Source organism: Pseudomonas mucidolens, from assembly GCF_900106045.1.
Classification (GTDB): domain Bacteria; phylum Pseudomonadota; class Gammaproteobacteria; order Pseudomonadales; family Pseudomonadaceae; genus Aquipseudomonas; species Aquipseudomonas mucidolens.
In genome coordinates this window covers 330,238-353,845 of the sequence record NZ_LT629802.1, presented here as the reverse complement: position 1 = coordinate 353,845, position 23,608 = coordinate 330,238, and the positions used below count along the sequence as shown (strand labels likewise).

The following is a 23,608-nucleotide window of genomic DNA, read 5'->3' as shown; positions in this document are numbered from 1 at the left end:
CTCTTGGCATAGCACTCCCCCCCAAGTAACAGCAAGCAGAGACCGGCCCCACAAAGCTATAGGAATCACCCTACAAAAAAACGCCTCTAAGGATGTGTCATATTCCATTCGAGCTTTCAGAACTTTCCGCCGGAAAACATATTTCGAATGAAAATAGCCATACTCTGCGGCCAATATAAACGCGCCGCACACAGGTTTCAGGAAATGTCCCTTGCAAAAGTTAAACCTGCAGTTATCCACGCACAGAAAAATCCCTTGGAGAAAAGTTCCCAGAAACATCTCGCCGCCAGCAGCAATTTGGCTAAAAAATACGTTAAAACCTACAGGACTCTCGACGTTTATAGCAACTCAAAGAGAAAGTACTTGCCACACTAAAAATAGCACAGCAAAAATAGATATATCGTACGCGGTCAACTTCTGCCGAATCTTCGGCAGCATCTTAAACAACTATAAACATCTTGAACGCTTACAGGTTTTCCGGACATAAAAAATGGCCCCTCGATAGAGGGACCACTTTTTATGGTCATTCAAACAGCTTAGAACAACTTACGACCTTTGTTGGCCGCGATACGCATGCGCAGTGCATTGAGCTTGATGAAACCTGCGGCATCTTCCTGATTGTAAGCGCCGCCATCTTCTTCAAAGGTGGCAATATTGGCGTCGAACAGCGACTCATCGGATTTGCGACCGGTGACGATCACATTGCCCTTGTACAGTTTCAGGCGCACAACGCCGTTCACATGGGCCTGGGAGGCGTCGATCATCTGCTGCAACATCAGGCGCTCCGGGCTCCACCAGTAGCCGGTGTAGATCAGGCTGGCGTACTTAGGCATCAGTTCGTCTTTGAGGTGAGCGACTTCACGGTCCAGGGTGATGGACTCGATCGCGCGGTGGGCGCGCAGCATGATGGTTCCGCCCGGGGTCTCGTAGCAGCCACGGGACTTCATGCCCACGTAACGGTTCTCGACGATATCCAGACGACCGATGCCGTGCTCGCCGCCGATACGGTTCAGCGTCGCCAGTACGGTAGCCGGGCTCATTTCGACGCCGTCCAACGCGACGATATCGCCGTTACGGTAGGTCAGCTCCAGATATTGCGGCTTGTCAGGCGCGTTCTCTGGAGAGACGGTCCAGCGCCACATGTCTTCTTCGTGCTCGGTCCAGGTGTCTTCCAGCACGCCGCCTTCATAGGAGATGTGCAGCAAGTTGGCATCCATCGAGTACGGGGATTTTTTCTTGCCGTGACGCTCGATCGGGATGGCATGCTTTTCAGCGTAATCCATCAGCTTCTCACGGGACAGCAGATCCCATTCACGCCAAGGGGCAATCACTTTCACGCCCGGCTTCAGCGCATAGGCGCCCAATTCGAAACGGACCTGGTCGTTGCCCTTGCCGGTGGCACCGTGGGAGATGGCGTCGGCGCCGGTTTCGTTGGCGATTTCGATCAGGCGCTTGGCGATCAGCGGACGTGCGATGGAGGTACCCAGCAGGTACTCGCCTTCGTAGACAGTGTTGGCGCGAAACATCGGGAAAACGAAATCGCGGACGAACTCTTCGCGCAGGTCGTCAATGTAGATCTCCTTCACGCCCATGGCTTGCGCCTTGGCACGTGCAGGTTCGACCTCTTCGCCCTGACCCAGGTCAGCGGTGAAGGTCACCACTTCACAGTTATAAGTATCCTGCAGCCACTTGAGGATCACCGAAGTGTCCAGGCCGCCGGAATACGCGAGAACGACCTTGTTTACGTCGGCCATGCCATCACTCCACGGGGTTTTACGGAAAGCCGATGATTCTACCGTTCAAAACCGTGAAATTACAGGGGCGCGACAGCAAATGAAGATAAAGCGACAGATTATGTCGGACTAGCGACGAATGGCCGCACCTCAGGAGGTGGCGGCCGCGTTCGCCGGGGCGGTGGCCTGGGGCGCCGGTTTCTCGGGAACAGGCACCCGGTCCAGGTGAATATTGACACGCCGGTTCTGCGCCCGGTTGGCGGGGCTGGTATTGGGCACCAGCGGATAACGTTCGCCATGGAAGCGCAGGACAATCTGCGACTCGGGAACCCCGTTGGCCTTGAGGAAATCCATCACCGCCAGGCCACGGCGACGGGAAAGGTCGCGGTTGGACAGGCGATTGCCGCTGTTGTCCGAGTGGCCGTCCAGTTCGATATGGTTGACGGTGGGGTCGGCCTTGATGAACTCCAGCATGACCATCAGCTTGGCCTTGGCGGCCGCGTCCAGATCGATGCCGCCTCCCGGAAAGCCCACTTGGGTCTGCTTGATCTGATCGAAGTTCATCGGCAGCAGTTTTGCCGTACACAGTTGATAGTCGCTGTAGGCCTTGTTGAACTTCACCGGTAACAGGCGGATTTCGGAATAGCCGCCATCCCGTGAATAGTGGCGTACCGTTGGGCTACGCCCCTCCAACAGACCATTGAACAAGCGCCCGGCCTGGGCCTGGGAACTGTTGAACAGCACATCACCACTGCCGGCGCGCACCGCACCGAGATTGATATCACCGCGTCCCGGCTGCCACGGCGCCGCGGCCGCGAGTAATGTCGCGGAACCACCGCCCAGCGAACCGTTGTAGGCTTTGAGGCGAAATGTCGCCTGCTCCCCGGCGCGGCGCAAGAACTCGCCAGAACCAAAATCGGCAATCGGCTGGCTCAAGCGGCATTCGAACTTGTCGCCTTCCACCTTCCACTCGACATTCTCCAGGCGCGTCTGGAACGTCAGGGCCATCGCGGGCAAGCTGGCGAATAGGCTGAGCAGGGCTAGATAATGCTGGCGCACGGGCGGCTCCACTGGTTTCTACAACACATCAAGGCGTCATACGTCGTTAAGGCATACCCAGGGATATCGGTAGCATTCAGCAAAACTTGATAGCGGGTGCCTGCGAGTGTCTTTTCCGGTAGCATTCCCACCAGATTGACCCGCCTGGAATCCCCAATGTCCGACCGCCTGACCCTGCTGCGTCCCGACGACTGGCATATTCATCTTCGCGATGGTGCTGCGTTGCCCCACACCGTGGCCGATGTAGCGCGCACGTTTGGCCGTGCCATCATCATGCCTAACCTGGTACCTCCGGTGCGAAATGCCGCTGAAGCCGACGCCTATCGCCAGCGCATCCTCGCTGCGCGACCCGCCGGTAGCCGCTTTGAACCGTTGATGGTGCTGTACCTGACCGACCGTACCCAGCCCGAAGAAATTCGCCAGGCCCGCGCCAGCGGTTTTGTGCATGCCGCCAAGCTGTACCCGGCCGGCGCGACCACCAACTCCGACTCCGGCGTGACCAGCATCGACAAGATCCTGCCGGCGATCGAAGCCATGGCCGAAGTCGGCATGCCGCTGCTGATCCACGGTGAAGTCACCCGTGGCGATGTCGATGTATTCGATCGCGAAAAGATCTTCATCGACGAGCACATGCGTCGCGTGGTCGAACTGTTCCCGACCTTGAAAGTGGTGTTTGAACACATCACCACCGCCGACGCCGTGCAATTCGTCACCGAAGCCTCGGCCAACGTCGCCGCGACCATTACCGCGCACCACCTGCTGTACAACCGCAACCACATGCTGGTAGGCGGGATTCGACCGCACTTCTATTGCCTGCCGATCCTCAAGCGCAATACCCACCAGGTTGCACTGCTCGATGCCGCCACCAGCGGCAGCGAAAAGTTCTTCCTCGGCACCGACTCGGCGCCCCACGCCCAGCACGCCAAGGAAGCTGCGTGCGGTTGTGCTGGTTGCTATACCGCCTATGCGGCGATCGAGCTGTATGCCGAAGCGTTCGAGCAACGTAACGCGCTGGACCAGCTTGAAGGGTTTGCCAGCCTGAACGGCCCGCGTTTCTACGGGCTGCCGGCGAACACCGAGCGCATTACCCTGGTTCGTGAAGACTGGACCGCCCCTGCCAGCCTGCCATTTGGCGAGCTGACCGTTATCCCGCTGCGCGCCGGTGAAACACTGCGCTGGCGCCTGCTGGAGGAACACGCGTGAGTGAAGACCATTTCGACGACGAACACGAAGGTCATGGCGGCGGTTCACGCCACCCGATGGCTGAACGCTTTCGTGGCTACCTGCCGGTGGTCATTGACGTAGAAACCGGCGGGTTCAACTGTGCCACTGATGCGTTGCTGGAAATCGCCGCCACCACCATCGGCATGGATGAACAGGGTTTCGTGTATCCGGAACACACCCATTTCTTCCGCGTCGAACCCTTCGAAGGCGCCAACATCGAAGCAGCGGCCCTGGAGTTTACCGGGATCAAACTCGACCACCCGCTGCGCATGGCGGTCAGTGAAGAAACGGCACTCACCGATATCTTCCGAGGTGTGCGCAAAGCCTTGAAGGCCAACGGCTGCAAACGCGCGATCCTGGTCGGTCACAACAGCAGCTTCGACCTCGGTTTCCTGAATGCCGCCGTGGCGCGACTGGACATGAAACGCAACCCGTTTCACCCCTTCTCCAGCTTCGACACCGCGACCCTGGCCGGCTTGGCCTATGGCCAGACCGTGCTGGCAAAAGCCTGCCAGGCTGCCGGTATCGACTTCGACGGACGCGAAGCCCACTCGGCCCGCTACGACACCGAGAAGACCGCCGACCTGTTCTGTGGCATCGTCAACCGCTGGAAACAAATGGGCGGCTGGGAAGACTTCAACGACTGAGGTCAAATCCCGCGCATAAAAAACCGGCCTTTTCAGGCCGGTTTTTTTGTACCTCGACGCGGGCTTACAGCTTGCCAGCGTTCTCGGTCAGGTAAGCCGCAACGCCTTCTGGCGAAGCGTTCATGCCTTTGTCGCCTTTTTTCCAGTTGGCCGGGCAGACTTCGCCGTGCTCTTCGTGGAATTGCAGGGCGTCAACCAGGCGGATCAGCTCTTCCATGTTACGGCCCAGCGGCAGGTCGTTGATGATCTGCGAGCGGACAACGCCCTTGTCGTCGATCAGGAACGCGCCACGGAAAGCCACGCCGCCTTCGGACTCTACGTCGTAGGCCTTGGCGATGTCGTGCTTCATGTCGGCAGCCATGGTGTATTTGACTTTGCCGATACCGCCATCATTGATGGCGGTGTTGCGCCAGGCGTTGTGGGTGAAGTGGGAGTCAATGGAAACAGCTACCACTTCAACGTTACGCGCCTTGAAATCGTCCATGCGGTGATCCAGGGCGATCAGCTCCGACGGGCAGACGAAGGTGAAGTCCAGCGGGTAGAAGAACACCAGGCCATATTTGCCTTTGATGGCTTCAGACAGTTTGAAGCTGTCTACGATTTCGCCGTTGCCGAGGACGGCAGGTACGTCGAAATCCGGGGCTTGTTTGCCGACGAGTACGCTCATTGGATATCTCCTGATGTAGGGGTGACGATGAAGTAAAAGGACCGACCTCAAGTCTGCCGCGTATAAACGACAGGCCTGTGACGCAGTCACGCTTCGTGAAGACCGATCATCATACACTGAAAAAACCGTTCGTCAGTGCGCAGGCGTCCAGACGCAAAGGCTTGAGAAACTACTTTGACAATCATTCTCGTTAACATTAAGATCCATCGCACTTAAGCCTAAACCGCGACGGTTCTCCCTTATGTATGTCTGCCTCTGCACTGGCGTCACCGACGGACAAATCCGCGAAGCAATCTACGAAGGTTGCTGCAGCTACAAGGAAGTGCGTGAAACCACCGGCGTTGCCAGCCAATGCGGCAAATGCGCCTGCCTGGCCAAGCAAGTGGTACGGGAAACCCTGACGCAATTGCAAACGGCTCAGGCGGCGATCCCCTACTCGGCAGAATTTACACACGCTTAAATCAACGTATTTTAAAGAACCGGACTTAGGGTCCGGTTTTTTTATGCCCGTAATTCAAACAGTTAGCGCCAAGACGCGGAACACAAACATTCTTATTCCGATTAATTTTCATTTATTATTCAATAACTTAGGTTTGACAGTAGTCAGCGTGCAGCTCAAACTCCGCCTTATATACAGCGAATACAGGGCAGGACCCCAGTCATGAAAGGCGACATCTCAGTCATCCAGCAACTCAACAAAATCCTTGCCAATGAACTGGTCGCGATCAATCAGTACTTTCTGCATGCGCGCATGTATGAAGATTGGGGCCTGGAAAAGCTCGGCAAGCATGAATACAAGGAATCGATCCAGGCCATGAAGGATGCGGACAAGCTGATCAAACGCATCCTGTTCCTCGAAGGCCTGCCGAACGTGCAGGACCTGGGTAAGTTGAACATCGGCGAGCACACCGAAGAAATGCTCAGCTGCGACCTCACCTTCGAGCGCAAGAGCCTGACCGATCTCAAGGCCGCCATCGCTCACTGCGAAAAGGCCAGTGACTTCGGCAGTCGTGAACTGCTGGAAGATATCCTCGAGGACCAGGAAGAGCATATCGACTGGCTGGAAACCCAGGTCGGCCTGATCGGCAAAGTGACGCTGGAAAACTATCTGCAATCGCAGATGGGTGAATAACCCTTAGTTCGCGCCCACTAAAAAGCCCCGCTCTCTTTAAAGAGAAGCGGGGCTTTTTATTGACCGGTTTTCTGTAGGAGCCGGCTTGCCAGCGAAAAACGCTAACGATAACGCTGCTTTCCTGGTGGAACGCGGCGCTTTCAAGTCCTTCGCTGGCAAGCCAGCACCTGCAAGATCAGGCTTCGGTCTTTGCAGCAGCTTTGTCCGCAGCTTCTTTGATCAGTGCTTGCAACGAGCCATCAGCCGCCATCTCGGTGATGATGTCGCTACCGCCGACCAGTTCACCGGCCACCCACAATTGCGGGAAGGTTGGCCAGTTGGCGTACTTCGGCAGGTTGGCGCGGATTTCCGGATTTTGCAGGATATCCACGTAAGCGAATTTCTCGCCACACGCCATGATGGCCTGGGACGCTTTCGCGGAAAAGCCGCACTGAGGAGCGTTAGGTGCGCCCTTCATGTAAAGCAGAATAGTGTTGTTGGCAATCTGCTCTTTAATCGTTTCGATGATATCCATGGAACACCTCGGCTGGAACTTTCCGACTCATGGGCCGGCACGGTGGCGCATTGTAACGCAAAGCCCGACACGACGCTCGGACTCCCCGACAGACTCGCTGCGTCACGCCGCCGCTACCTTGACCGGCACCCCATTGAGTGCCGCGTTCCCCGACAGTTCGTCCAACTGCCGCTCATCCGTCAGGTCGTTGGCACTCGCCCCGGGCTGCGCGCTGGCAATGCTCATTTGCACGCCAGGGCGACCATGGCCCCAGCCATGGGGCAAGCTGACCACGCCAGGCATCATCTCCAGGCTGGCCAGCACTTGGACTTCAATCACGCCGATCCGCGAGCTGACCCGCACACGCTGGCCGTCGCTCAACTGGCGGCTGGCAAGGTCATCGGGGTGCATCAGCAGTTGATGCCGGGGCTTGCCCTTCACCAGGCGATGATAGTTATGCATCCACGAGTTATTGCTGCGCACGTGACGGCGACCAATCAACAGCAATTCGTCCACCTGCGCCAGCGGCTGGGCGACAAAACGTGCCAAGTCCGCCAGGATCACCGCGGGCGCGGCCTGCACACGAGCATTTGCGGTTTTCAAGCGCCCTGCCAGATTGGCTTTGAGCGGGCCGAGGTCCAACCCATGGGGATAATCAGCCAAGGCCGCTACCGACAACTTGTGACTGGATGCATCCCCATAAGCCCCGGCCCGCAGGCCCAAGTCAATCATCTGCGCAGGCGGCAGCGTCGGCTTCAGCACCGCGCCGGTCTGCGCCGCGAATGCCCGCGCCAGCCCGACAAAGATCTCCCAGTCATGCAACGCACCTTCGGGCTTGGGCAGAATGGCCCGGTTGAACCGCGTGACATTCCGCACCGCGAACATATTGAAAGTGGTGTCGTAGTGATCGTTTTCCAGGGCCGAGGTCGACGGCAGGATCAAATCGGCGTAGCGCGTGGTTTCGTTGATATAGAGATCGATACTGAGCATGAACTCCAGACCATCCAGCGCCTGCTCCAATTGCCGTCCATTGGGTGTAGACAACACTGGATTACCCGCCACCGTCACCAAGGCACGGATTTGTCCCTCACCTTCGGTGAGCATTTCTTCAGCCAGAGCCGATACCGGCAACTCTCCACTGTACTCAGGGCGCCCGGAAACCCGACTCTGCCAACGATTGAAATGCCCGCCGGAGGTCGCCGCCACCAGATCCACCGCCGGCTCCGTGCATAACGCACCACCGACTCGGTCGAGATTACCCGTCACCAGATTGATCAACTGCACCAACCAGTGACACAGCGTGCCGAACACCTGGGTCGATACACCCATCCGCCCGTAACACACCGCCTTGTCCGCCGCCGCAAAATCCCGCGCAAGCTGACGTATCTGCTCGGCCGGAACCGCGCATTGGCGACTCATGGCCTCGGCGCTGAACCCGACGACGGCTTCTCGCACCTCATCCAGCCCGTCCACTGGCAAGTGACTGGCGCGGGTCAGGTTCTCACTGAATAACGTGTTGAGCAGCCCGAACAGCAATGCCGCATCGCCGCCAGGGCGCACGAACAGGTGCTGATCGGCGATGGCCGCCGTTTCGCTGCGCCGTGGATCGACCACCACCACTTTGCCGCCTCGGGCCTGAATGGCTTTCAGGCGTTTCTCCACATCCGGCACGGTCATGATGCTGCCGTTGGATGCCAGCGGGTTACCACCGAGGATCAGCATGAAATCAGTGCAGTCAATATCCGGGATCGGCAACAACAGACCATGGCCGTACATCAAGTGGCTGGTGAGGTGATGGGGCAATTGATCCACGGAGGTGGCGGAAAAGCGATTGCGCGTTTTCAACTGCCCGAGAAAATAGTTGCTGTGAGTCATCAAGCCATAGTTGTGTACGCTGGGATTGCCCTGGTAAACGGCCACCGCATTTTGTCCGTGACGCGCCTGGATACCCGCCAGCCGCTCGGCCGCCAGCGCAAAGGCCGCGTCCCAAGGGATCGGCTGCCACTCGTCGCCCACCCGTAACATGGGCTGGTGCAGCCGATCCGGATCGTTCTGGATATCTTGCAGGGCTACCGCCTTGGGGCAGATATGACCGCGACTGAAAGTGTCGAGGGGATCACCCTTGATCGACGTAATCGTCATACCCCCCTCGTCCGAGGTCGTGGTTTCCAGGGTCAGGCCGCAGATGGCTTCGCACAGATGGCAGGCACGGTGATGGAGAGTCTTGGTCATGGCCAGTCTCTTTTATGGAATGCAGCGTCATCGGAATAAGCACGTGCGCAAAACTATGGCCTGCCACCGAACAAGGCGCCAGCAATGTTCGTCGCATGAATCGGCAGGCATCAGGAGGAGCCATGGGCAAACATTAGAAAATGTTTCAGCGCTCCCCGCAGCCCCCCAAAACACCTGCTGAAACCGATACAGGCCGGCCTGCATCCGCCCTCACGCATTGCAAAGGGACTCGACGCCAGTGTACAAATGACCCGCTGCCGTTAGGAAACAGGCTTCAAAAGTGCTTTTCCCGCCCCTTTGAACACCCCAAAAAAACCGTAGCCTATTGGTAAGACGCGACATTTAATGTCAATATCGCGCCTTCCCCTATTTCGTCGCCCCGTGCGGCTTTCGCCGCAGGTCTCGCCCGTTGTCACAATAAACAAGGCTTTGAGTATCTGCGGTCTGTTGCAAAAAGGTAGTTAATGATGAGCGCAAGGCACTTTCTCTCCCTGATGGATTGCACGCCCGAAGAGCTGGTCAGCGTGATCCGTCGAGGCATTGAGCTTAAAGACCTGCGTAATCGCGGCGTACTGTTCGAGCCTCTGAAAAACCGCGTTCTCGGGATGATTTTCGAGAAATCGTCAACCCGCACCCGTTTGTCTTTCGAAGCCGGCATGATCCAGCTCGGTGGCCAAGCCATCTTTCTCTCGCCACGGGATACCCAACTGGGCCGTGGCGAACCGATCAGCGATTGCGCCATTGTCATGTCGCGTATGCTCGATGCGGTAATGATCCGTACCTTCGCCCATAGCACCCTTACCGAATTCGCCGCCAACTCCCGCGTACCGGTAATCAACGGCCTGTCCGATGACTTGCATCCCTGCCAGTTGCTCGCCGATATGCAGACATTCCTCGAACATCGCGGCTCGATCCAAGGCAAGACCGTGGCCTGGATCGGCGATGGCAACAACATGTGCAACAGCTATATAGAAGCGGCGACCCAGTTCGACTTCAACCTGCGCATTGCCTGCCCCGAGGGCTACGAGCCCAGCGCCGAATTTCTCGCCAAAGCCGGTGGTCGCGCGCAGTTGTTCCGCGACCCACGGGACGCCGTGATCGGTGCCCACCTAGTGAGCACCGACGTCTGGACCTCCATGGGCCAGGAAGACGAAAGCGCCAAGCGCCTGGCCACGTTCGCACCGTTCCAGGTCACCCGCGCCTTGCTCGATCTGGCCGCGCCGGACGTGCTGTTCATGCATTGCCTGCCCGCGCATCGCGGCGAAGAAATCAGCCTCGACTTGCTGGACGATCAACGCTCGGTGGCCTGGGATCAGGCGGAAAACCGTCTGCACGCGCAAAAAGCGCTGTTGGAGTTTCTGGTTCCGCCAGCGTACCACCACGCATGAGTCAGCCACTTCTGCTGAATCTGCGCAACCTGGCATGCGGTTATCAGGATCAACGGGTGGTGCAGAACCTCAATCTGCACCTCAATGCCGGCGACATCGGCTGCCTGCTGGGTTCCTCGGGATGTGGCAAGACCACCACCTTGCGGGCGATTGCCGGGTTTGAGCCGATACATGAAGGGGAAATCACCCTCGCCGGTGAAACCCTCTCCAGCGCAGGTTTTACCCTGGCTCCCGAGAAACGCCGAATTGGCATGGTGTTCCAGGACTACGCACTGTTCCCGCACCTCAGCGTGGTCGAAAACATTGCCTTCGGTATTCGCAAACATCCGCAAAAAGACCATGTCGTGGGTGAGTTGCTGGAACTGGTCAACCTGAAAAGCCTTGGCAAGCGCTTCCCTCATGAGCTATCGGGCGGCCAGCAACAACGTGTGGCCTTGGCCCGTGCGTTGGCACCCGAACCACAATTGCTATTGTTGGACGAGCCCTTCTCGAACCTCGACGGCGAACTGCGGCGCAAGCTGAGCCATGAGGTGCGTGACATTCTCAAGGCGCGGGGCACCAGTGCGATTCTGGTGACTCACGACCAGGAAGAAGCCTTCGCGGTAAGTGACCACGTCGGCGTCTTCAAGGAGGGTCGCCTGGAACAATGGGATACGCCCTACAACCTCTACCACGAACCGCTGACACCTTACGTCGCCAGCTTTATTGGTCAGGGTTACTTCATCCGTGGTCAGTTGAATACCCCGGAGTCGGTCAGTACCGAACTGGGTGAACTGCGCGGCAACCGCGCCTATACCTGGCCGATCGGCGGAGCGGTAGATGTATTGCTGCGTCCGGATGATATTGTCTATGCCCCGGACAGTCCCTTGAAAGCCCGGATCGTCGGCAAGACGTTCCTCGGCGCTTCGACCTTGTACCGTTTGTTGTTGCCCACCGGCGCTCAGTTGGAATCCATCTTCCCCAGCCATGCCGATCATCAGATCGATACCGAGGTTGGCATTCGCGTGGCGGCAGAACATCTGGTGCTGTTCCAGGCCTCGGGAAGTACAGCGGCACACCTTCCGCAGGTTGACTCAGGCGTGCGGCGCTACAGCACGACCCACTGACGCACCTACCCTCTGCAGGAGCCAGGTTTCTGCCTGCTCCTACCGGTTTTTTCACGCCCGCCCAATCGGCGCAAAGCGGGCTTGGGTATGCTCGGCCAATACTGACGCCGCCAACTCCACTTCCAGCCCTCTTCTCCCCGCGCTGACAAAAATTGTCGCAAAAGGCTGCGCCGTGACATCGATAAAGGTGCGCAGACGCTTTTTCTGTCCCAGCGGGCTGATCCCACCCAGCAAATAACCGGTAGCCCGTTGCGCCGCTGCCGGGTCGGCCATCTCGACTTTCTTGACCTCGGCGGCGTGCGCCAGCGCCTTCAAGTCCAGACTTCCGACGACCGGTACCACAGCCACCAATAACTCGCCCTTCTCGCTGCTGGCCAGCAAGGTCTTGAATACCTGTGCCGGATCAAGACTCAACTTTTCCGCGGCCTCCAGGCCATAGGACGGTGCTTTTGGGTCATGTTCGTAACTGTGAATGCGATGTTCGGCGCGAACTTTTTTCAACAGCTCCAATGCGGGCGTCATGCAGGCTCCAAGCTTGGGATACATGTGGAAATACCAAACCTCGATTCTAGGTCAAGCCAAAGCAAAACGCTCTATTACCGGCGCTTACGCGGCAAATACGCGCAGCCGTTTATCACGTGCAAGCCGAGGTTTTGTACGGATGCGCCGCGATCATTCACGAGACCAATAGTTGCAAAATGACCAATAGTTCACTTTCGACCTTTGACAGCGGTGTTTCTTGTCTATATTTTTTCGTTTCCGAATACCGTAGGAATTATCCTTAAGTGTCCGAGCAGTAAGCCGCGAACAGGATGGGGATCCTGGAACGCTGAAAATCGCGCATTTGCCCATTTTGGCAGAGCGCCAAACAAAAAAAAGAACTGGGGTTTTCAATGACAACTGCTTTTCAACAGCCGTCGCTTTCAAGCCAATGCATGGCCGAGTTCCTCGGCACAGCGTTGCTGATTTTCTTCGGCACCGGCTGTGTTGCCGCGCTCAAGGTCGCGGGTGCCAGCTTCGGCCTGTGGGAAATCAGCATTATCTGGGGGATCGGCGTCAGCATGGCGATCTACCTGAGCGCCGGCATTTCCGGTGCTCATCTCAACCCGGCGGTCAGCATCGCCTTGTGCATTTTTGCCGATTTCGACAAGCGCAAACTGCCGTTCTACATCATCGCCCAGATCGCTGGCGCATTCTGCTCGGCAGCATTGGTGTATACGCTGTACAGCAATCTGTTTTTCGATTACGAACAAACCCACCATATGATCCGTGGTTCAGAAGCCAGCCTGGAATTGGCGTCGGTGTTTTCCACCTATCCTCATGCATTGCTGAACACAGCCCAGGCATTCCTGGTCGAGATGGTCATCACGGCAATCCTGATGGGTGTCATCATGGCCCTGACCGACGACAACAACGGCCTGCCCCGTGGCCCGTTGGCGCCACTGCTGATCGGCCTGTTGATCGCCGTGATCGGCAGCGCCATGGGGCCGCTGACCGGATTTGCGATGAATCCGGCCCGCGACTTCGGACCCAAGCTGATGACCTTTTTTGCCGGCTGGGGTGAAATGGCTTTCACCGGCGGGCGTGACATTCCTTATTTCCTGATTCCGATCTTTGCACCGATTGTCGGTGCCTGCCTCGGCGCTGCAGCGTATCGCGGGCTGATTGCCCGTCACCTGCCCAACGCCGCACCTGCTACAACTGATGCAATTGAACCTGCCGCCAGCGGCAACCGCCGAACCTCTTGAACGCGCCAACCTGGAACCTGCTGTTTTTTTACCTCCCAGGCTACGTACCCACTCCTTTTTTCCGTCCAAGGCAATCGACATGACCGACACACAGAATAAGAACTACATCATTGCCCTCGATCAGGGCACGACCAGTTCCCGAGCGATCATCTTCGATCGCGACGCCAACGTGGTCTGTACAGCCCAGCGCGAATTCGTCCAACACTACCCGCAAGCCGGCTGGGTCGAACACGACCCGATGGAGATCTTCGCGACCCAGAGCGCCGTGATGGTCGAGGCCCTGGCACAAGCCGGCCTGCACCATGACCAGGTCGCCGCCATCGGCATCACCAACCAGCGTGAAACCACAGTGGTCTGGGACAAAGTCAGCGGCCGCCCGATCTACAACGCGATTGTCTGGCAGTGCCGACGCAGTACCGAAATCTGCCAGCAGCTCAAGCGCGACGGCCATGAGCAATACATCAGCGAAACCACCGGCCTGGTGACCGACCCGTACTTCTCGGGGACCAAGCTCAAGTGGATCCTCGATAACGTCGAAGGCAGTCGCGAACGGGCGCGCAACGGCGAACTGCTGTTCGGCACCGTAGACAGCTGGCTGATCTGGAAATTTACCGGCGGCAAGACCCACGTTACTGACTACACCAACGCCTCGCGCACCATGCTTTTCAACATCCACACCCTGGAGTGGGACGCGAAGATGCTGGATATCCTGGATATCCCGCGGGAAATGCTGCCGGAAGTGAAGTCGTCCTCGGAAATCTACGGCCGCACCAAAAGCGGCATCGCCATCGGCGGCATTGCCGGTGACCAACAGGCAGCGCTGTTCGGCCAGATGTGCGTGGAGCCAGGCCAGGCAAAAAATACCTACGGCACTGGCTGCTTCCTGCTGATGAACACCGGGGACAAGGCGGTCAAATCCCGGCACGGCATGCTCACCACCATCGCCTGCGGTCCCCGTGGCGAAGTGGCCTACGCCCTGGAAGGCGCAGTCTTCAACGGCGGCTCCACCGTGCAATGGCTGCGCGACGAACTGAAAATCATCAATGACGCCCACGACACCGAGTACTTTGCCAGCAAGGTCAAAGACAGCAACGGCGTGTACCTGGTGCCCGCCTTCACCGGCCTCGGCGCCCCGTACTGGGACCCGTACGCCCGTGGCGCGCTGTTTGGCCTGACCCGCGGCGTCCGCGTGGATCACATCATTCGTGCAGCGCTCGAGTCGATTGCCTACCAGACTCGCGACGTACTCGACGCCATGCAGCAGGATTCCGGCGAACGCCTGAAATCCCTACGGGTGGATGGCGGCGCCGTGGCCAACAACTTCCTGATGCAGTTCCAGGCCGATATCCTCGGCACCCAGGTGGAGCGCCCGCAAATGCGCGAAACCACGGCGTTGGGTGCGGCGTATCTGGCAGGCCTGGCGTGCGGCTTCTGGAGCAGCCTGGACGAGTTGCGCGGCAAGGCAGTGATCGAGCGCGAATTCGAACCGCAACTGGACGAGCCCGCCAAGGAAAAGCTCTACGCCGGCTGGAAAAAAGCGGTCAGCCGCACCCGCGACTGGGAACCCCACGAGAGCGCTGAATAAGCCAGGCGCGGGACCCACATAGGGTTGTAACTGGCAGGGAGCAGATTCCTGCGTCATTATGGGCCACTTTTTGTACGGCAGCCCAAAGGACGCCCATGAATCTGCCTCCCCGTCAGCAACAAATCCTCGAACTGGTCCGCGAACGCGGCTATGTCAGCATCGAGGAAATGGCGCAGTTGTTCGTTGTGACCCCGCAAACCATCCGCCGTGATATCAATCAACTGGCGGAAGCCAACCTGCTGCGCCGCTACCACGGCGGCGCCGCGTATGACTCCAGCGTCGAAAACACTGAGTACGCCATGCGTGCCGACCAGATGCGCGACGAAAAACAGCGCATCGGCGAAGCCATCGCCGCACAGATCCCCGATCATGCCTCGCTGTTCATCAATATCGGTACCACCACCGAATCGATCGCGCGCGCGCTGCTCAATCACAGCCACCTGAAGATCATCACCAACAACCTCAACGTCGCGATGATGCTCAGCGCCAAGGACGACTTCGACGTGCTGCTGACCGGCGGCAACGTGCGCCGCGACGGCGGCGTGGTGGGCCAGGCGAGCGTGGACTTCATCAACCAGTTCAAGGTCGACTTTGCCTTGGTGGGCATCAGCGGCATTGACGAGGACGGCAGCTTGCTCGACTTCGATTACCAGGAAGTGCGGGTTTCCCAAGCGATCATTGCCAATGCGCGCAAAGTCATTCCGGCGGCAGACTCAAGCAAATTCGGGCGCAACGCCATGATTCGCCTGGGACCGATCAGTTTGATCGATTGTTTGGTCACCGACCAGCAGCCGGTCCCGGCGCTGGCGCAATTGCTCAGTCAGCACAAAATTCGCCTGGAAGTCGTGTAACCCTGTGGCGAGCGGGCTTGCCCCGCGCTGGGCTGCGTAGCAGCCCCATCACAGACCACCGAGATTCTCCAGTCAGGCCGGGACACTCGGTTTTAGGGCGGCTTCGCCACCCAACGCGGGGCAAGCCCGCTCGCCACATAGATAGATCTATCCGCCCGAAGATGTTCACAAATTTTCCTTTCTCGCCCCTTCGATCAGTATTTTCAATCGAAGTCGACTGGCTGTACCCGCGTTTATGCGCTACCATTTTCGCAAATGAACATTAATGTTCGATTTCCAATACGAAAAGAAAATCGCGAGGCCAGCCGATGCCCCTTTCTACCTTGCCTGCTCCACCCCTTGCCGAAGTCTATGACGTCGCCGTTATCGGTGGTGGGATCAACGGCGTGGGCATCGCGGCAGATGCGGCCGGTCGCGGTCTGTCGGTATTCCTTTGCGAAAAAGACGACTTGGCCAGCCATACCTCGTCCGCCAGCAGCAAACTGATTCATGGTGGCCTGCGCTACCTTGAACACTACGAATTCCGCCTGGTGCGCGAAGCCCTGGCCGAACGCGAAGTGCTGTTGGCCAAGGCGCCGCACATCGTCAAGCAGATGCGCTTTGTCTTGCCTCATCGTCCGCACCTGCGTCCCGCCTGGATGATTCGCGCCGGATTGTTCCTCTATGACCACCTCGGCAAGCGGGAGAAACTGCAGGGCCCCAAAAGCCTCAAGTTCGGTCCGGACAGCCCGTTGAAAAGCGAAATCACCAAAGGCTTCGAATACTCCGATTGCTGGGTCGATGACGCACGCCTGGTCGTGCTCAACGCCATGGCCGCACGGGAAAACGGTGCCCACGTTCACACCCAGACCCGTTGCGTCAGCGCCCGGCGCAGCAAAGGCCTGTGGCATATGCACCTGGAACGTGCCGATGGCAGCCGGTTCTCGATCCGCGCCAAGGCGCTGGTGAATGCTGCGGGACCGTGGGTCGCCAAATTCATCAAGGACGACCTGAAGCTGGAATCGCCTTACGGCATCCGCCTGATCCAGGGCAGCCACCTGATCGTGCCGAAACTGTATGAAGGTGCCCACGCGCATATCCTGCAGAACGAAGACCAACGCATCGTCTTCACCATTCCATACCTGAACCACCTGACCATCATCGGCACCACCGACCGCGAATACACTGGCGATCCGGCGAACGTCGCGATTACCGAAGGTGAAACCGACTACATGCTCAATGTGGTCAATGCTCACTTCAAGAAACAGTTGAGCCGCGACGATATCGTCCACACTTATTCCGGTGTTCGCCCACTGTGCAACGACGAGTCCGACAACCCGTCAGCCGTGACCCGTGACTACACCCTCGCCCTGTCCGGCGCGGCCGATGAAGCGCCATTGCTCTCGGTATTCGGCGGCAAGCTGACCACGTATCGCAAACTCGCGGAATCGGCGCTGGCGCAACTCGCCCCGTACTTCAAGGACATCAAGCCAAGCTGGACCGCCAAGGCGACCCTGCCCGGCGGCGAAGACATGAGCACGCCGGAAGCGCTGGCCCAGGCCATTCGCAACACGTTCGACTGGATCCCCAGCGAAATTGCCCGGCGCTGGTCCACCACCTACGGCAGCCGCACCTGGCGCCTGCTTGAAGGCGTGCAATCGCTGGCCGACTTGGGTGACCATTTGGGCGGCGGCTTGTACACCCGCGAAGTCGACTACCTGTGCACCGAAGAATGGGCCCTGCACCCGCAAGACATTCTCTGGCGCCGCAGCAAGCTGGGTCTGTTCACCACGCCCGCCGAACAGGACAACCTGCAACGCTACCTGACCCAACTGAAGCAGGCCCGCAGCAAGATAGAAGCGGCCTGATCGACCCAAGCCCCTGCACCCGTAGGTGTCTACACAACTTTGCCTCAACGCTTAAATCCAAGCAGATAGGGCTGTTGTGGCGAGCGGGCTTGCCCCGCGTTGGGCTGCGAAGCAGCCCAGTAACCCAAATGCGGTGTATCAGATACTCCGTAGCCGCTGGTTTTGGGGCTGCTTCGCAGCCCAACGCGGGGCAAGCCCGCTCGCCACAGGGAAAGTCGTCAGCTTCTGAAAATTGTGTAAATACCTATGCCCTGCACCGAAAGGTCCAGGGGCTTTTTTTCGAATGCCGCGCCGCCGCTTCAAAGCCCGCATACAGAACAGTCGGTTTTCCGAACGCTGCGCAGCAGACGATTCGGTTTGCCGGATCTCGCTCTCACAAAAAACCCGCCACATAAACTTAATACCTTTATAAATCATATAGTTAACCTTTTATTTATGGTTTGGCACGACTCATGCTCTACACTTCGTAGCGATTGCCTGAGACGCTTTGAGCGGTTTCACAGATATCGCGGTATCAAGGGCCGTCCAGGCTTCATAAAAAAAACAAATGTCGAGGAAGTACTGATGCGCATCGTTCCCCATATTTTGGGCGCAGCTATCGCTGCCGCTCTGATTAGCACTCCAGTTTTCGCTGCCGAACTCACCGGCACACTGAAGAAAATCAAAGAGTCCGGCACCATCACCCTGGGCCACCGCGACGGTTCGATCCCGTTCTCCTACATTGCGGATGCTTCCGGCAAGCCAGTGGGTTACTCCCACGACATCCAAATGCAAGTGGTCGAGGCCCTCAAGAAGGACCTGGACATGCCTGACCTGAAGGTCCGGTACAACCTGGTGACTTCGCAGACCCGTATCCCGCTGGTGCAGAATGGCACCGTGGATCTGGAGTGCGGCTCTACCACCAACAATGCCGAGCGCGGGCAACAGGTCGACTTCTCGGTCGGCATCTTTGAAGTCGGCACACGTCTGCTGGCCAAAAAAGACTCGTCCTACAAGGATTTCGCGGACCTGAAAGGCAAGAACGTGGTGACCACCGCTGGCACCACCTCCGAGCGCATCCTCAAGTCGATGAACGCCGACAAGCAAATGGGCATGAACATCATCTCCGCCAAGGACCACGGCGAGTCCTACAACATGCTCGAGAGCGGTCGCGCAGTGGCGTTCATGATGGACGACGCACTGCTCGCCGGTGAAATGGCCAAGGCCAAGAAGCCAGGTGACTGGACCGTGACCGGCACGCCGCAATCCTTCGAGATCTACGGTTGCATGGTCCGCAAAGGCGACGCGCCGTTCAAGAAGGCCGTGGATGACGCCATCGTCGCCACCTACAAGTCCGGCGAAATCACCAAGATCTACGACAAGTGGTTCACCCAGCCAATTCCACCAAAAGGCCTGAACCTGCAATTCCCGATGAGCGATGAGCTCAAGGCGCTGATTGCCAATCCGACCGACAAGCCGGCCGAAGATAAAAAATCCTGATTCCTGACTAACCTTATCGCTTGAGGGAGCCAACCTCCCTCAAGCGTCTGTTACTACCTGCTGGCTTTATCAGGAACACTCGACCGGGCGGTTTTCGAGCCGATCGCGTGTGCCTGGCGATCAACGTCAGGCGGGAATGGATTTTCCCCAAGCGGGTGCTTGTACATCGATCGATTTCGGGGGAGACCCTAATGAATTACAACTGGGACTGGGGCGTGTTCTTCAAGTCCACCGGCGTGGGCAGCGAGACCTATCTCGACTGGTTCATCTCCGGTTTGGGCTGGACCATCGCCATCGCCATCGTGGCGTGGATCATCGCCTTGCTGCTGGGCTCGATATTGGGCGTGATGCGCACCGTACCTAACCGCATCGTATCGGGCATCGCCACTTGCTACGTGGAGCTGTTTCGCAACGTACCGCTGCTGGTTCAGCTGTTCATCTGGTACTTCCTGATACCCGACCTGCTGCCGCAAAACCTGCAAGACTGGTACAAACAAGACCTCGACCCGACCACCTCGGCCTACTTGAGCGTTGTCGTGTGTCTGGGCCTGTTCACTGCCGCGCGTGTGTGTGAACAAGTGCGTACCGGCATCCAGGCCCTGCCGCGTGGCCAGGAAGCTGCCGCGCGCGCCATGGGCTTCAAGCTGCCACAGATCTACTGGAACGTGCTGCTGCCCCAGGCCTACCGGATCATCATTCCGCCCCTTACCTCGGAATTCCTCAACGTCTTCAAGAACTCCTCGGTGGCGTCGCTGATCGGCCTGATGGAACTGCTGGCACAAACCAAGCAGACCGCAGAGTTCTCGGCGAACCTGTTCGAGGCCTTCACCCTGGCGACGCTGATCTACTTCACCCTCAACATGAGCCTCATGCTGCTGATGCGCCTGGTCGAGAAGAAAGTCGCGGTGCCCGGCCTGATCTCCGTGGGGGGTAAATAATGGAACTCGATTTCAGCGGTATCATCCCGGCCATTCCAGGCTTGTGGAACGGCATGGTCATGACCTTGAAGCTGATGGTCATGGGCGTGATCGGCGGCATCATCCTCGGCACGATCCTGGCGCTGATGCGCCTGTCCTCCAGCAAGCTGCTGTCCAGTGTGGCCGGCGCCTATGTGAACTACTTCCGCTCGATCCCGCTGCTGCTGGTGATCACCTGGTTCTACCTGGCGGTGCCGTTCGTGTTGCGCTGGATCACTGGGGAAGACACGCCGATCGGTGCCTTCACCTCCTGCGTCGTGGCCTTCATGATGTTCGAAGCCGCGTACTTCTGCGAAATCGTCCGCGCCGGCGTGCAGTCGATTCCCAAGGGCCAGATGGCCGCGGCGCAAGCCATGGGCATGACCTACGGCCAGACCATGCGCCTGATCATCCTGCCCCAGGCATTTCGCAAGATGACCCCGCTGTTGCTGCAACAGAGCATCATTCTGTTCCAGGACACCTCGCTGGTGTACACCGTGGGTCTGGTGGACTTCCTCAACTCCGCCCGTGCCAACGGCGACATCATCGGACGCTCCCACGAGTTCCTGATCTTTGCCGGTGTCGTCTACTTCATCATCAGCTTCGCCGCCTCGGTGCTGGTCAAGCGTCTGCAAAAAAGGTTTGCCGTATGATCTCTATCAAGAATATCAACAAGTGGTATGGCGACTTCCAAGTGCTGACTGACTGCAGCACCGAAGTTAAAAAGGGCGAAGTGATCGTAGTGTGCGGGCCGTCCGGTTCTGGCAAGTCCACGCTGATCAAGTGCGTCAACGCGCTGGAACCGTTTCAGAAAGGCGACGTCGTGGTCGACGGCACCTCCATCGCCGATCCGAAGACCAACCTGCCGAAACTGCGCTCGCGCGTGGGCATGGTGTTCCAGCACTTCGAGCTGTTCCCGCACCTGACCATCACCGAGAACCTGACCATCGCTCAGATCAAGGTGTTGGGGCGCAGCAAGGAAGAAGCCACCAAGAAAGGCCTGCAACTGCTCGACCGCGTAGGCCTGTCGGAACATGCCCACAAGCATCCGGGCCAGCTTTCCGGCGGCCAACAGCAGCGTGTGGCGATTGCCCGTGCGCTGGCCATGGACCCGATCGTCATGCTGTTCGACGAACCGACCTCGGCCCTCGACCCGGAAATGGTCAACGAAGTACTGGACGTCATGGTGCAACTGGCCCACGAAGGCATGACCATGATGTGCGTGACCCACGAAATGGGCTTTGCGCGCAAAGTGGCCGACCGCGTGATCTTCATGGACAAAGGCCAGATCATCGAAGACTGCGAGAAAGAAGAGTTCTTCGGCGACGTCAGCGCCCGCTCCGAACGTGCTCAGCACTTCCTCGAGAAAATCCTGCAGCACTAAAAGCGCAACTCGCTCCTCTCCCGTAGGAGCGAGCTTGCTCGCGAAGCACTCAAGGGCGCTGCGTTCATTCAGGATGCACGCGTCATCGTTGGCGTTTTTCGCGAGCAAGCTCGCTCCTACAGGAAGCAGCCGAGCTCTGGTTGACCCAAGGCATCTGTGATGAAATGCGACCCCAATCTCTATCGCGCCGCACCGCCATCACTTGCCGTGAAGCCTCGTCTGATTCGCCAATTGTTTCTGCCGCCACTGATCATTCTGTTGATGGTCGGCCTGGGCTTTATCGGCTTCTGGACCAGCGAGTACTACGGGATACGCACTCTGAGCGAAAACGGCGAGCGTCAGTTGGAACTGCATGCGCGTACCGTCGAGAGTGAGATCAGCAAATACACCTACCTGCCGAGTCTGCTAGAGCTGGAGTCCAGCGTTTCCAAACTGCTCGCCGCACCCGACGCGGAACACCGGCAGACGGTCAATGATTACCTCGAAGGCCTGAACCGGCGCAGCCGCAGTCGGGCTGTTTATGTGATGGACACCACCGGCCGCGTCCAGGCCACCAGTAACTGGCGCGACGTCGACAGCTACCTGGGTGAAGACCTGTCCTTTCGCGCCTACTTCCAGAACGCCGTGCGCGGCCAGCCCGGGCGTTTCTATGGCATCGGCAGCACCAGCGGCGAACCCGGTTATTACCTGGCCCATGGCCTGGAAGAACACGGCAAGATCATCGGCGTCGCGGTGGTCAAGGTGCGCCTGGAAGCCTTGGAAGAACGCTGGCAGCGAGCGCGCCTGGAAGCCTTCGTCAGCGACGAGAACGGCATCATCATCCTCTCCAGCGACCCCGCCCGCAGGCTCAAAGCAGTGCTGCCCCTGAGCGACGAAACCAAGGAACGCCTGGCCCGCAGCCTGCAGTATTACTGGGCAACCCTTAATGAGCTGGAACCCCTGGCTCGCGAACGGCTTAACGAAGGCACGGAAAAACTGACGTTTCCGGCCAACAGCGAAGTGGTGGCTGACGACAACGAAGTCAGCTATCTGGCCCAGACGCGCCCGCTGAACGATACACCGTGGAATTTCACCCTGCTCACCCCACTCAATGACCTGCGCCAGGCCGCCATCAATCAGGGCATCCTGGTGGCCGTGGCCTTTGCTCTGGTGGCCTTCCTGCTGATCGCCTGGAACGAGCGGCGCAAAGTCATTGCCACGCGCCTTGCCGCCCGGGAAGCCTTGCAGGAAGCCAACAACCAGTTGGAGCGACGGATTGCCGAACGCACCACCGATCTACGGGCCAGTAACGAACGGCTCAAGGCGCAGATCCGTGAACGCCGCCAGGCCGAAGAAACCCTGCGTCGGGCCCAGGACGAGTTGGTCCAGGCCGGCAAGCTGGCCGCCATCGGTCAGATGTCCACCAGCATCGCCCACGAATTGAACCAGCCGTTGGCCGCCCTGCGGACCTTGTCCGGCAACACCGTACGCTTTCTGGAACGTGGCGCCCTCGATACCGCCAGCGCCAACCTCAAGACCATCAATGAACTGATCGACCGCATGGGCCGTATCACTGCCAGCCTGCGCTCCTTCGCCCGGCGCGGCGATGATCAGGGCCAGGCCAGCCTGGACAAGGCGGTGGACGCAGCGTTCCAAATCCTGGCCGGAGGCCTCGACAGCCTGCCACTGACCCTGCATCGCAGCTTCCCGCCCGCTCACCTGCAGATCGACCAGACCCGCCTGGAGCAGATCCTGGTCAACCTGATCGGCAATGCCCTGGATGCGATGCAGGCGCAACCGGCTCCCGAGCTGTGGCTGGAAGGCGACAGCATCGATGGCAAATATCGCCTGCGGGTGCGTGACAACGGTCATGGGATCGATCCCGAGGCCCGCAAGCATTTGTTCGAACCCTTTTTCACCACCAAGCCCGGCGAGCAAGGGCTGGGCCTGGGGCTGACCCTTTCGGCCAGCCTCGCGGCGGCCACTGGCGGCAACCTCGCCGTCGAGCACCCGGCCGATGGTGGTACAGCCTTTGTCTTGAGCCTGCCGCTGACAGGCCCCTTACCCGGCGAGTCGACATGAACACCGAACCCAGAAC

21 protein-coding genes are annotated in these 23,608 nt (G+C 58.6%); 15 read left to right on the top strand and 6 right to left on the bottom strand.

What is annotated here, in order from left to right:
- Positions 1-536: 536 nt before the first annotated feature.
- Complete coding sequence (locus tag BLU75_RS01695) at positions 537-1,754, bottom strand: argininosuccinate synthase (protein ID WP_084381372.1); 1,218 nt, start codon at positions 1,752-1,754, stop codon at positions 537-539.
- Positions 1,755-1,883: 129 nt separating this feature from the next.
- On the bottom strand, positions 1,884-2,792 hold the full coding sequence (locus BLU75_RS01690) for a flagellar protein MotY (protein WP_084381373.1): 909 nt from the start codon (positions 2,790-2,792) through the stop codon (positions 1,884-1,886).
- A 156-nt stretch (positions 2,793-2,948) separates the two neighbouring features.
- On the opposite strand from BLU75_RS01690, the gene pyrC reads away from it, so the two are divergent.
- Both pyrC and rnt read left to right on the top strand, forming a co-directional pair.
- Positions 2,949-3,995 carry a dihydroorotase gene (gene pyrC / locus BLU75_RS01685; RefSeq protein ID WP_084381374.1) on the top strand — a complete coding sequence of 349 codons (1,047 nt, stop codon included), beginning with the start codon at positions 2,949-2,951 and terminating at the stop codon, positions 3,993-3,995.
- Entirely contained in the window at positions 3,992-4,663 is a 672-nt protein-coding gene (rnt, locus tag BLU75_RS01680) for a ribonuclease T (RefSeq protein ID WP_084381375.1), read from the top strand. The genes pyrC and rnt overlap by 4 nt, the downstream gene beginning before the upstream one ends.
- A gap of 64 nt (positions 4,664-4,727) precedes the next feature.
- On the opposite strand, the gene BLU75_RS01675 is transcribed toward rnt, so the two are convergent.
- The gene (locus tag BLU75_RS01675) at positions 4,728-5,330 is read right to left on the bottom strand and encodes a peroxiredoxin (RefSeq protein ID WP_003172097.1); all 603 of its coding nucleotides are present in this window, start codon (positions 5,328-5,330) and stop codon (positions 4,728-4,730) included.
- Positions 5,331-5,571: 241 nt separating this feature from the next.
- Between BLU75_RS01675 and BLU75_RS01670 the strand changes: the two genes are divergently transcribed.
- Positions 5,572-5,790: a bacterioferritin-associated ferredoxin gene (locus BLU75_RS01670; protein ID WP_003208706.1), complete on the top strand. Its 219-nt coding sequence runs from the start codon at positions 5,572-5,574 to the stop codon at positions 5,788-5,790.
- A gap of 201 nt (positions 5,791-5,991) precedes the next feature.
- Positions 5,992-6,462 (top strand): bacterioferritin, encoded by a 471-nt coding sequence (bfr, locus tag BLU75_RS01665; RefSeq protein WP_084381376.1) that lies wholly within the window; start codon positions 5,992-5,994, stop codon positions 6,460-6,462.
- 175 nt (positions 6,463-6,637) lie between these two features.
- On the opposite strand, the gene grxD is transcribed toward bfr, so the two are convergent.
- Entirely contained in the window at positions 6,638-6,976 is a 339-nt protein-coding gene (gene grxD, locus BLU75_RS01660) for a Grx4 family monothiol glutaredoxin (protein ID WP_084381377.1), read from the bottom strand.
- A gap of 102 nt (positions 6,977-7,078) precedes the next feature.
- On the bottom strand, positions 7,079-9,187 hold the full coding sequence (locus tag BLU75_RS01655; RefSeq protein WP_084381378.1) for a molybdopterin oxidoreductase family protein: 2,109 nt from the start codon (positions 9,185-9,187) through the stop codon (positions 7,079-7,081).
- A gap of 467 nt (positions 9,188-9,654) precedes the next feature.
- Between BLU75_RS01655 and argF the strand changes: the two genes are divergently transcribed.
- Both argF and BLU75_RS01645 read left to right on the top strand, forming a co-directional pair.
- Entirely contained in the window at positions 9,655-10,575 is a 921-nt protein-coding gene (argF, locus tag BLU75_RS01650; protein WP_084381379.1) for an ornithine carbamoyltransferase, read from the top strand.
- Complete coding sequence (locus tag BLU75_RS01645) at positions 10,572-11,681, top strand: ABC transporter ATP-binding protein (protein ID WP_084381380.1); 1,110 nt, start codon at positions 10,572-10,574, stop codon at positions 11,679-11,681. The genes argF and BLU75_RS01645 overlap by 4 nt, the downstream gene beginning before the upstream one ends.
- A gap of 51 nt (positions 11,682-11,732) precedes the next feature.
- Here BLU75_RS01645 and ybaK read toward each other — a convergent pair whose 3' ends face one another.
- The gene (gene ybaK / locus BLU75_RS01640) at positions 11,733-12,203 is read right to left on the bottom strand and encodes a Cys-tRNA(Pro) deacylase (RefSeq protein ID WP_084381381.1); all 471 of its coding nucleotides are present in this window, start codon (positions 12,201-12,203) and stop codon (positions 11,733-11,735) included.
- Positions 12,204-12,574: 371 nt separating this feature from the next.
- On the opposite strand from ybaK, the gene BLU75_RS01635 reads away from it, so the two are divergent.
- The 9 genes from BLU75_RS01635 (at position 12,575) to aauS (ending at position 23,592) form a co-directional block, all read left to right on the top strand.
- The gene (locus tag BLU75_RS01635) at positions 12,575-13,429 is read left to right on the top strand and encodes an MIP/aquaporin family protein (RefSeq protein ID WP_084381382.1); all 855 of its coding nucleotides are present in this window, start codon (positions 12,575-12,577) and stop codon (positions 13,427-13,429) included.
- A gap of 79 nt (positions 13,430-13,508) precedes the next feature.
- Positions 13,509-15,014 (top strand): glycerol kinase GlpK, encoded by a 1,506-nt coding sequence (gene glpK, locus BLU75_RS01630; RefSeq protein WP_084381383.1) that lies wholly within the window; start codon positions 13,509-13,511, stop codon positions 15,012-15,014.
- A 95-nt stretch (positions 15,015-15,109) separates the two neighbouring features.
- Entirely contained in the window at positions 15,110-15,865 is a 756-nt protein-coding gene (locus tag BLU75_RS01625; RefSeq protein WP_084381384.1) for a DeoR family transcriptional regulator, read from the top strand.
- Between the two features lie 308 nt (positions 15,866-16,173).
- Positions 16,174-17,712: a glycerol-3-phosphate dehydrogenase gene (gene glpD / locus BLU75_RS01620; protein ID WP_084381385.1), complete on the top strand. Its 1,539-nt coding sequence runs from the start codon at positions 16,174-16,176 to the stop codon at positions 17,710-17,712.
- Positions 17,713-18,276: 564 nt separating this feature from the next.
- On the top strand, positions 18,277-19,191 hold the full coding sequence (locus BLU75_RS01615) for a glutamate/aspartate ABC transporter substrate-binding protein (RefSeq protein ID WP_084381807.1): 915 nt from the start codon (positions 18,277-18,279) through the stop codon (positions 19,189-19,191).
- A 191-nt stretch (positions 19,192-19,382) separates the two neighbouring features.
- Positions 19,383-20,129: an amino acid ABC transporter permease gene (locus BLU75_RS01610; protein WP_084381808.1), complete on the top strand. Its 747-nt coding sequence runs from the start codon at positions 19,383-19,385 to the stop codon at positions 20,127-20,129.
- Positions 20,129-20,800 carry an amino acid ABC transporter permease gene (locus BLU75_RS01605; protein ID WP_084381809.1) on the top strand — a complete coding sequence of 224 codons (672 nt, stop codon included), beginning with the start codon at positions 20,129-20,131 and terminating at the stop codon, positions 20,798-20,800. The genes BLU75_RS01610 and BLU75_RS01605 overlap by 1 nt, the downstream gene beginning before the upstream one ends.
- Positions 20,797-21,531 carry an amino acid ABC transporter ATP-binding protein gene (locus tag BLU75_RS01600; protein WP_084381810.1) on the top strand — a complete coding sequence of 245 codons (735 nt, stop codon included), beginning with the start codon at positions 20,797-20,799 and terminating at the stop codon, positions 21,529-21,531. The genes BLU75_RS01605 and BLU75_RS01600 overlap by 4 nt, the downstream gene beginning before the upstream one ends.
- A 159-nt stretch (positions 21,532-21,690) precedes the next feature.
- Positions 21,691-23,592: a two-component sensor histidine kinase AauS gene (gene aauS, locus BLU75_RS01595; protein ID WP_090221354.1), complete on the top strand. Its 1,902-nt coding sequence runs from the start codon at positions 21,691-21,693 to the stop codon at positions 23,590-23,592.
- The last annotated feature ends 16 nt before the right edge of the window (positions 23,593-23,608 follow it).

Bases quoted from the DNA above. Each gene is read 5' to 3' on its own strand.
- BLU75_RS01600 (WP_084381810.1), top strand. From the start codon at position 20,797: ATGATCTCTATCAAGAATATCAACAAGTGGTATGGCGACTTCCAAGTG.
- BLU75_RS01645 (WP_084381380.1), top strand. From the start codon at position 10,572: ATGAGTCAGCCACTTCTGCTGAATCTGCGCAACCTGGCATGCGGTTAT.
- glpK (WP_084381383.1), top strand. From the start codon at position 13,509: ATGACCGACACACAGAATAAGAACTACATCATTGCCCTCGATCAGGGC.
- BLU75_RS01605 (WP_084381809.1), top strand. From the start codon at position 20,129: ATGGAACTCGATTTCAGCGGTATCATCCCGGCCATTCCAGGCTTGTGG.
- BLU75_RS01625 (WP_084381384.1), top strand. From the start codon at position 15,110: ATGAATCTGCCTCCCCGTCAGCAACAAATCCTCGAACTGGTCCGCGAA.
- pyrC (WP_084381374.1), top strand. From the start codon at position 2,949: ATGTCCGACCGCCTGACCCTGCTGCGTCCCGACGACTGGCATATTCAT.
- BLU75_RS01635 (WP_084381382.1), top strand. From the start codon at position 12,575: ATGACAACTGCTTTTCAACAGCCGTCGCTTTCAAGCCAATGCATGGCC.
- BLU75_RS01675 (WP_003172097.1), bottom strand. From the start codon at position 5,330: ATGAGCGTACTCGTCGGCAAACAAGCCCCGGATTTCGACGTACCTGCC.
- bfr (WP_084381376.1), top strand. From the start codon at position 5,992: ATGAAAGGCGACATCTCAGTCATCCAGCAACTCAACAAAATCCTTGCC.
- aauS (WP_090221354.1), top strand. From the start codon at position 21,691: ATGAAATGCGACCCCAATCTCTATCGCGCCGCACCGCCATCACTTGCC.
- BLU75_RS01670 (WP_003208706.1), top strand. From the start codon at position 5,572: ATGTATGTCTGCCTCTGCACTGGCGTCACCGACGGACAAATCCGCGAA.
- ybaK (WP_084381381.1), bottom strand. From the start codon at position 12,203: ATGACGCCCGCATTGGAGCTGTTGAAAAAAGTTCGCGCCGAACATCGC.
- BLU75_RS01615 (WP_084381807.1), top strand. From the start codon at position 18,277: ATGCGCATCGTTCCCCATATTTTGGGCGCAGCTATCGCTGCCGCTCTG.
- grxD (WP_084381377.1), bottom strand. From the start codon at position 6,976: ATGGATATCATCGAAACGATTAAAGAGCAGATTGCCAACAACACTATT.
- argF (WP_084381379.1), top strand. From the start codon at position 9,655: ATGAGCGCAAGGCACTTTCTCTCCCTGATGGATTGCACGCCCGAAGAG.
- glpD (WP_084381385.1), top strand. From the start codon at position 16,174: ATGCCCCTTTCTACCTTGCCTGCTCCACCCCTTGCCGAAGTCTATGAC.
- BLU75_RS01610 (WP_084381808.1), top strand. From the start codon at position 19,383: ATGAATTACAACTGGGACTGGGGCGTGTTCTTCAAGTCCACCGGCGTG.
- BLU75_RS01695 (WP_084381372.1), bottom strand. From the start codon at position 1,754: ATGGCCGACGTAAACAAGGTCGTTCTCGCGTATTCCGGCGGCCTGGAC.
- BLU75_RS01655 (WP_084381378.1), bottom strand. From the start codon at position 9,187: ATGACCAAGACTCTCCATCACCGTGCCTGCCATCTGTGCGAAGCCATC.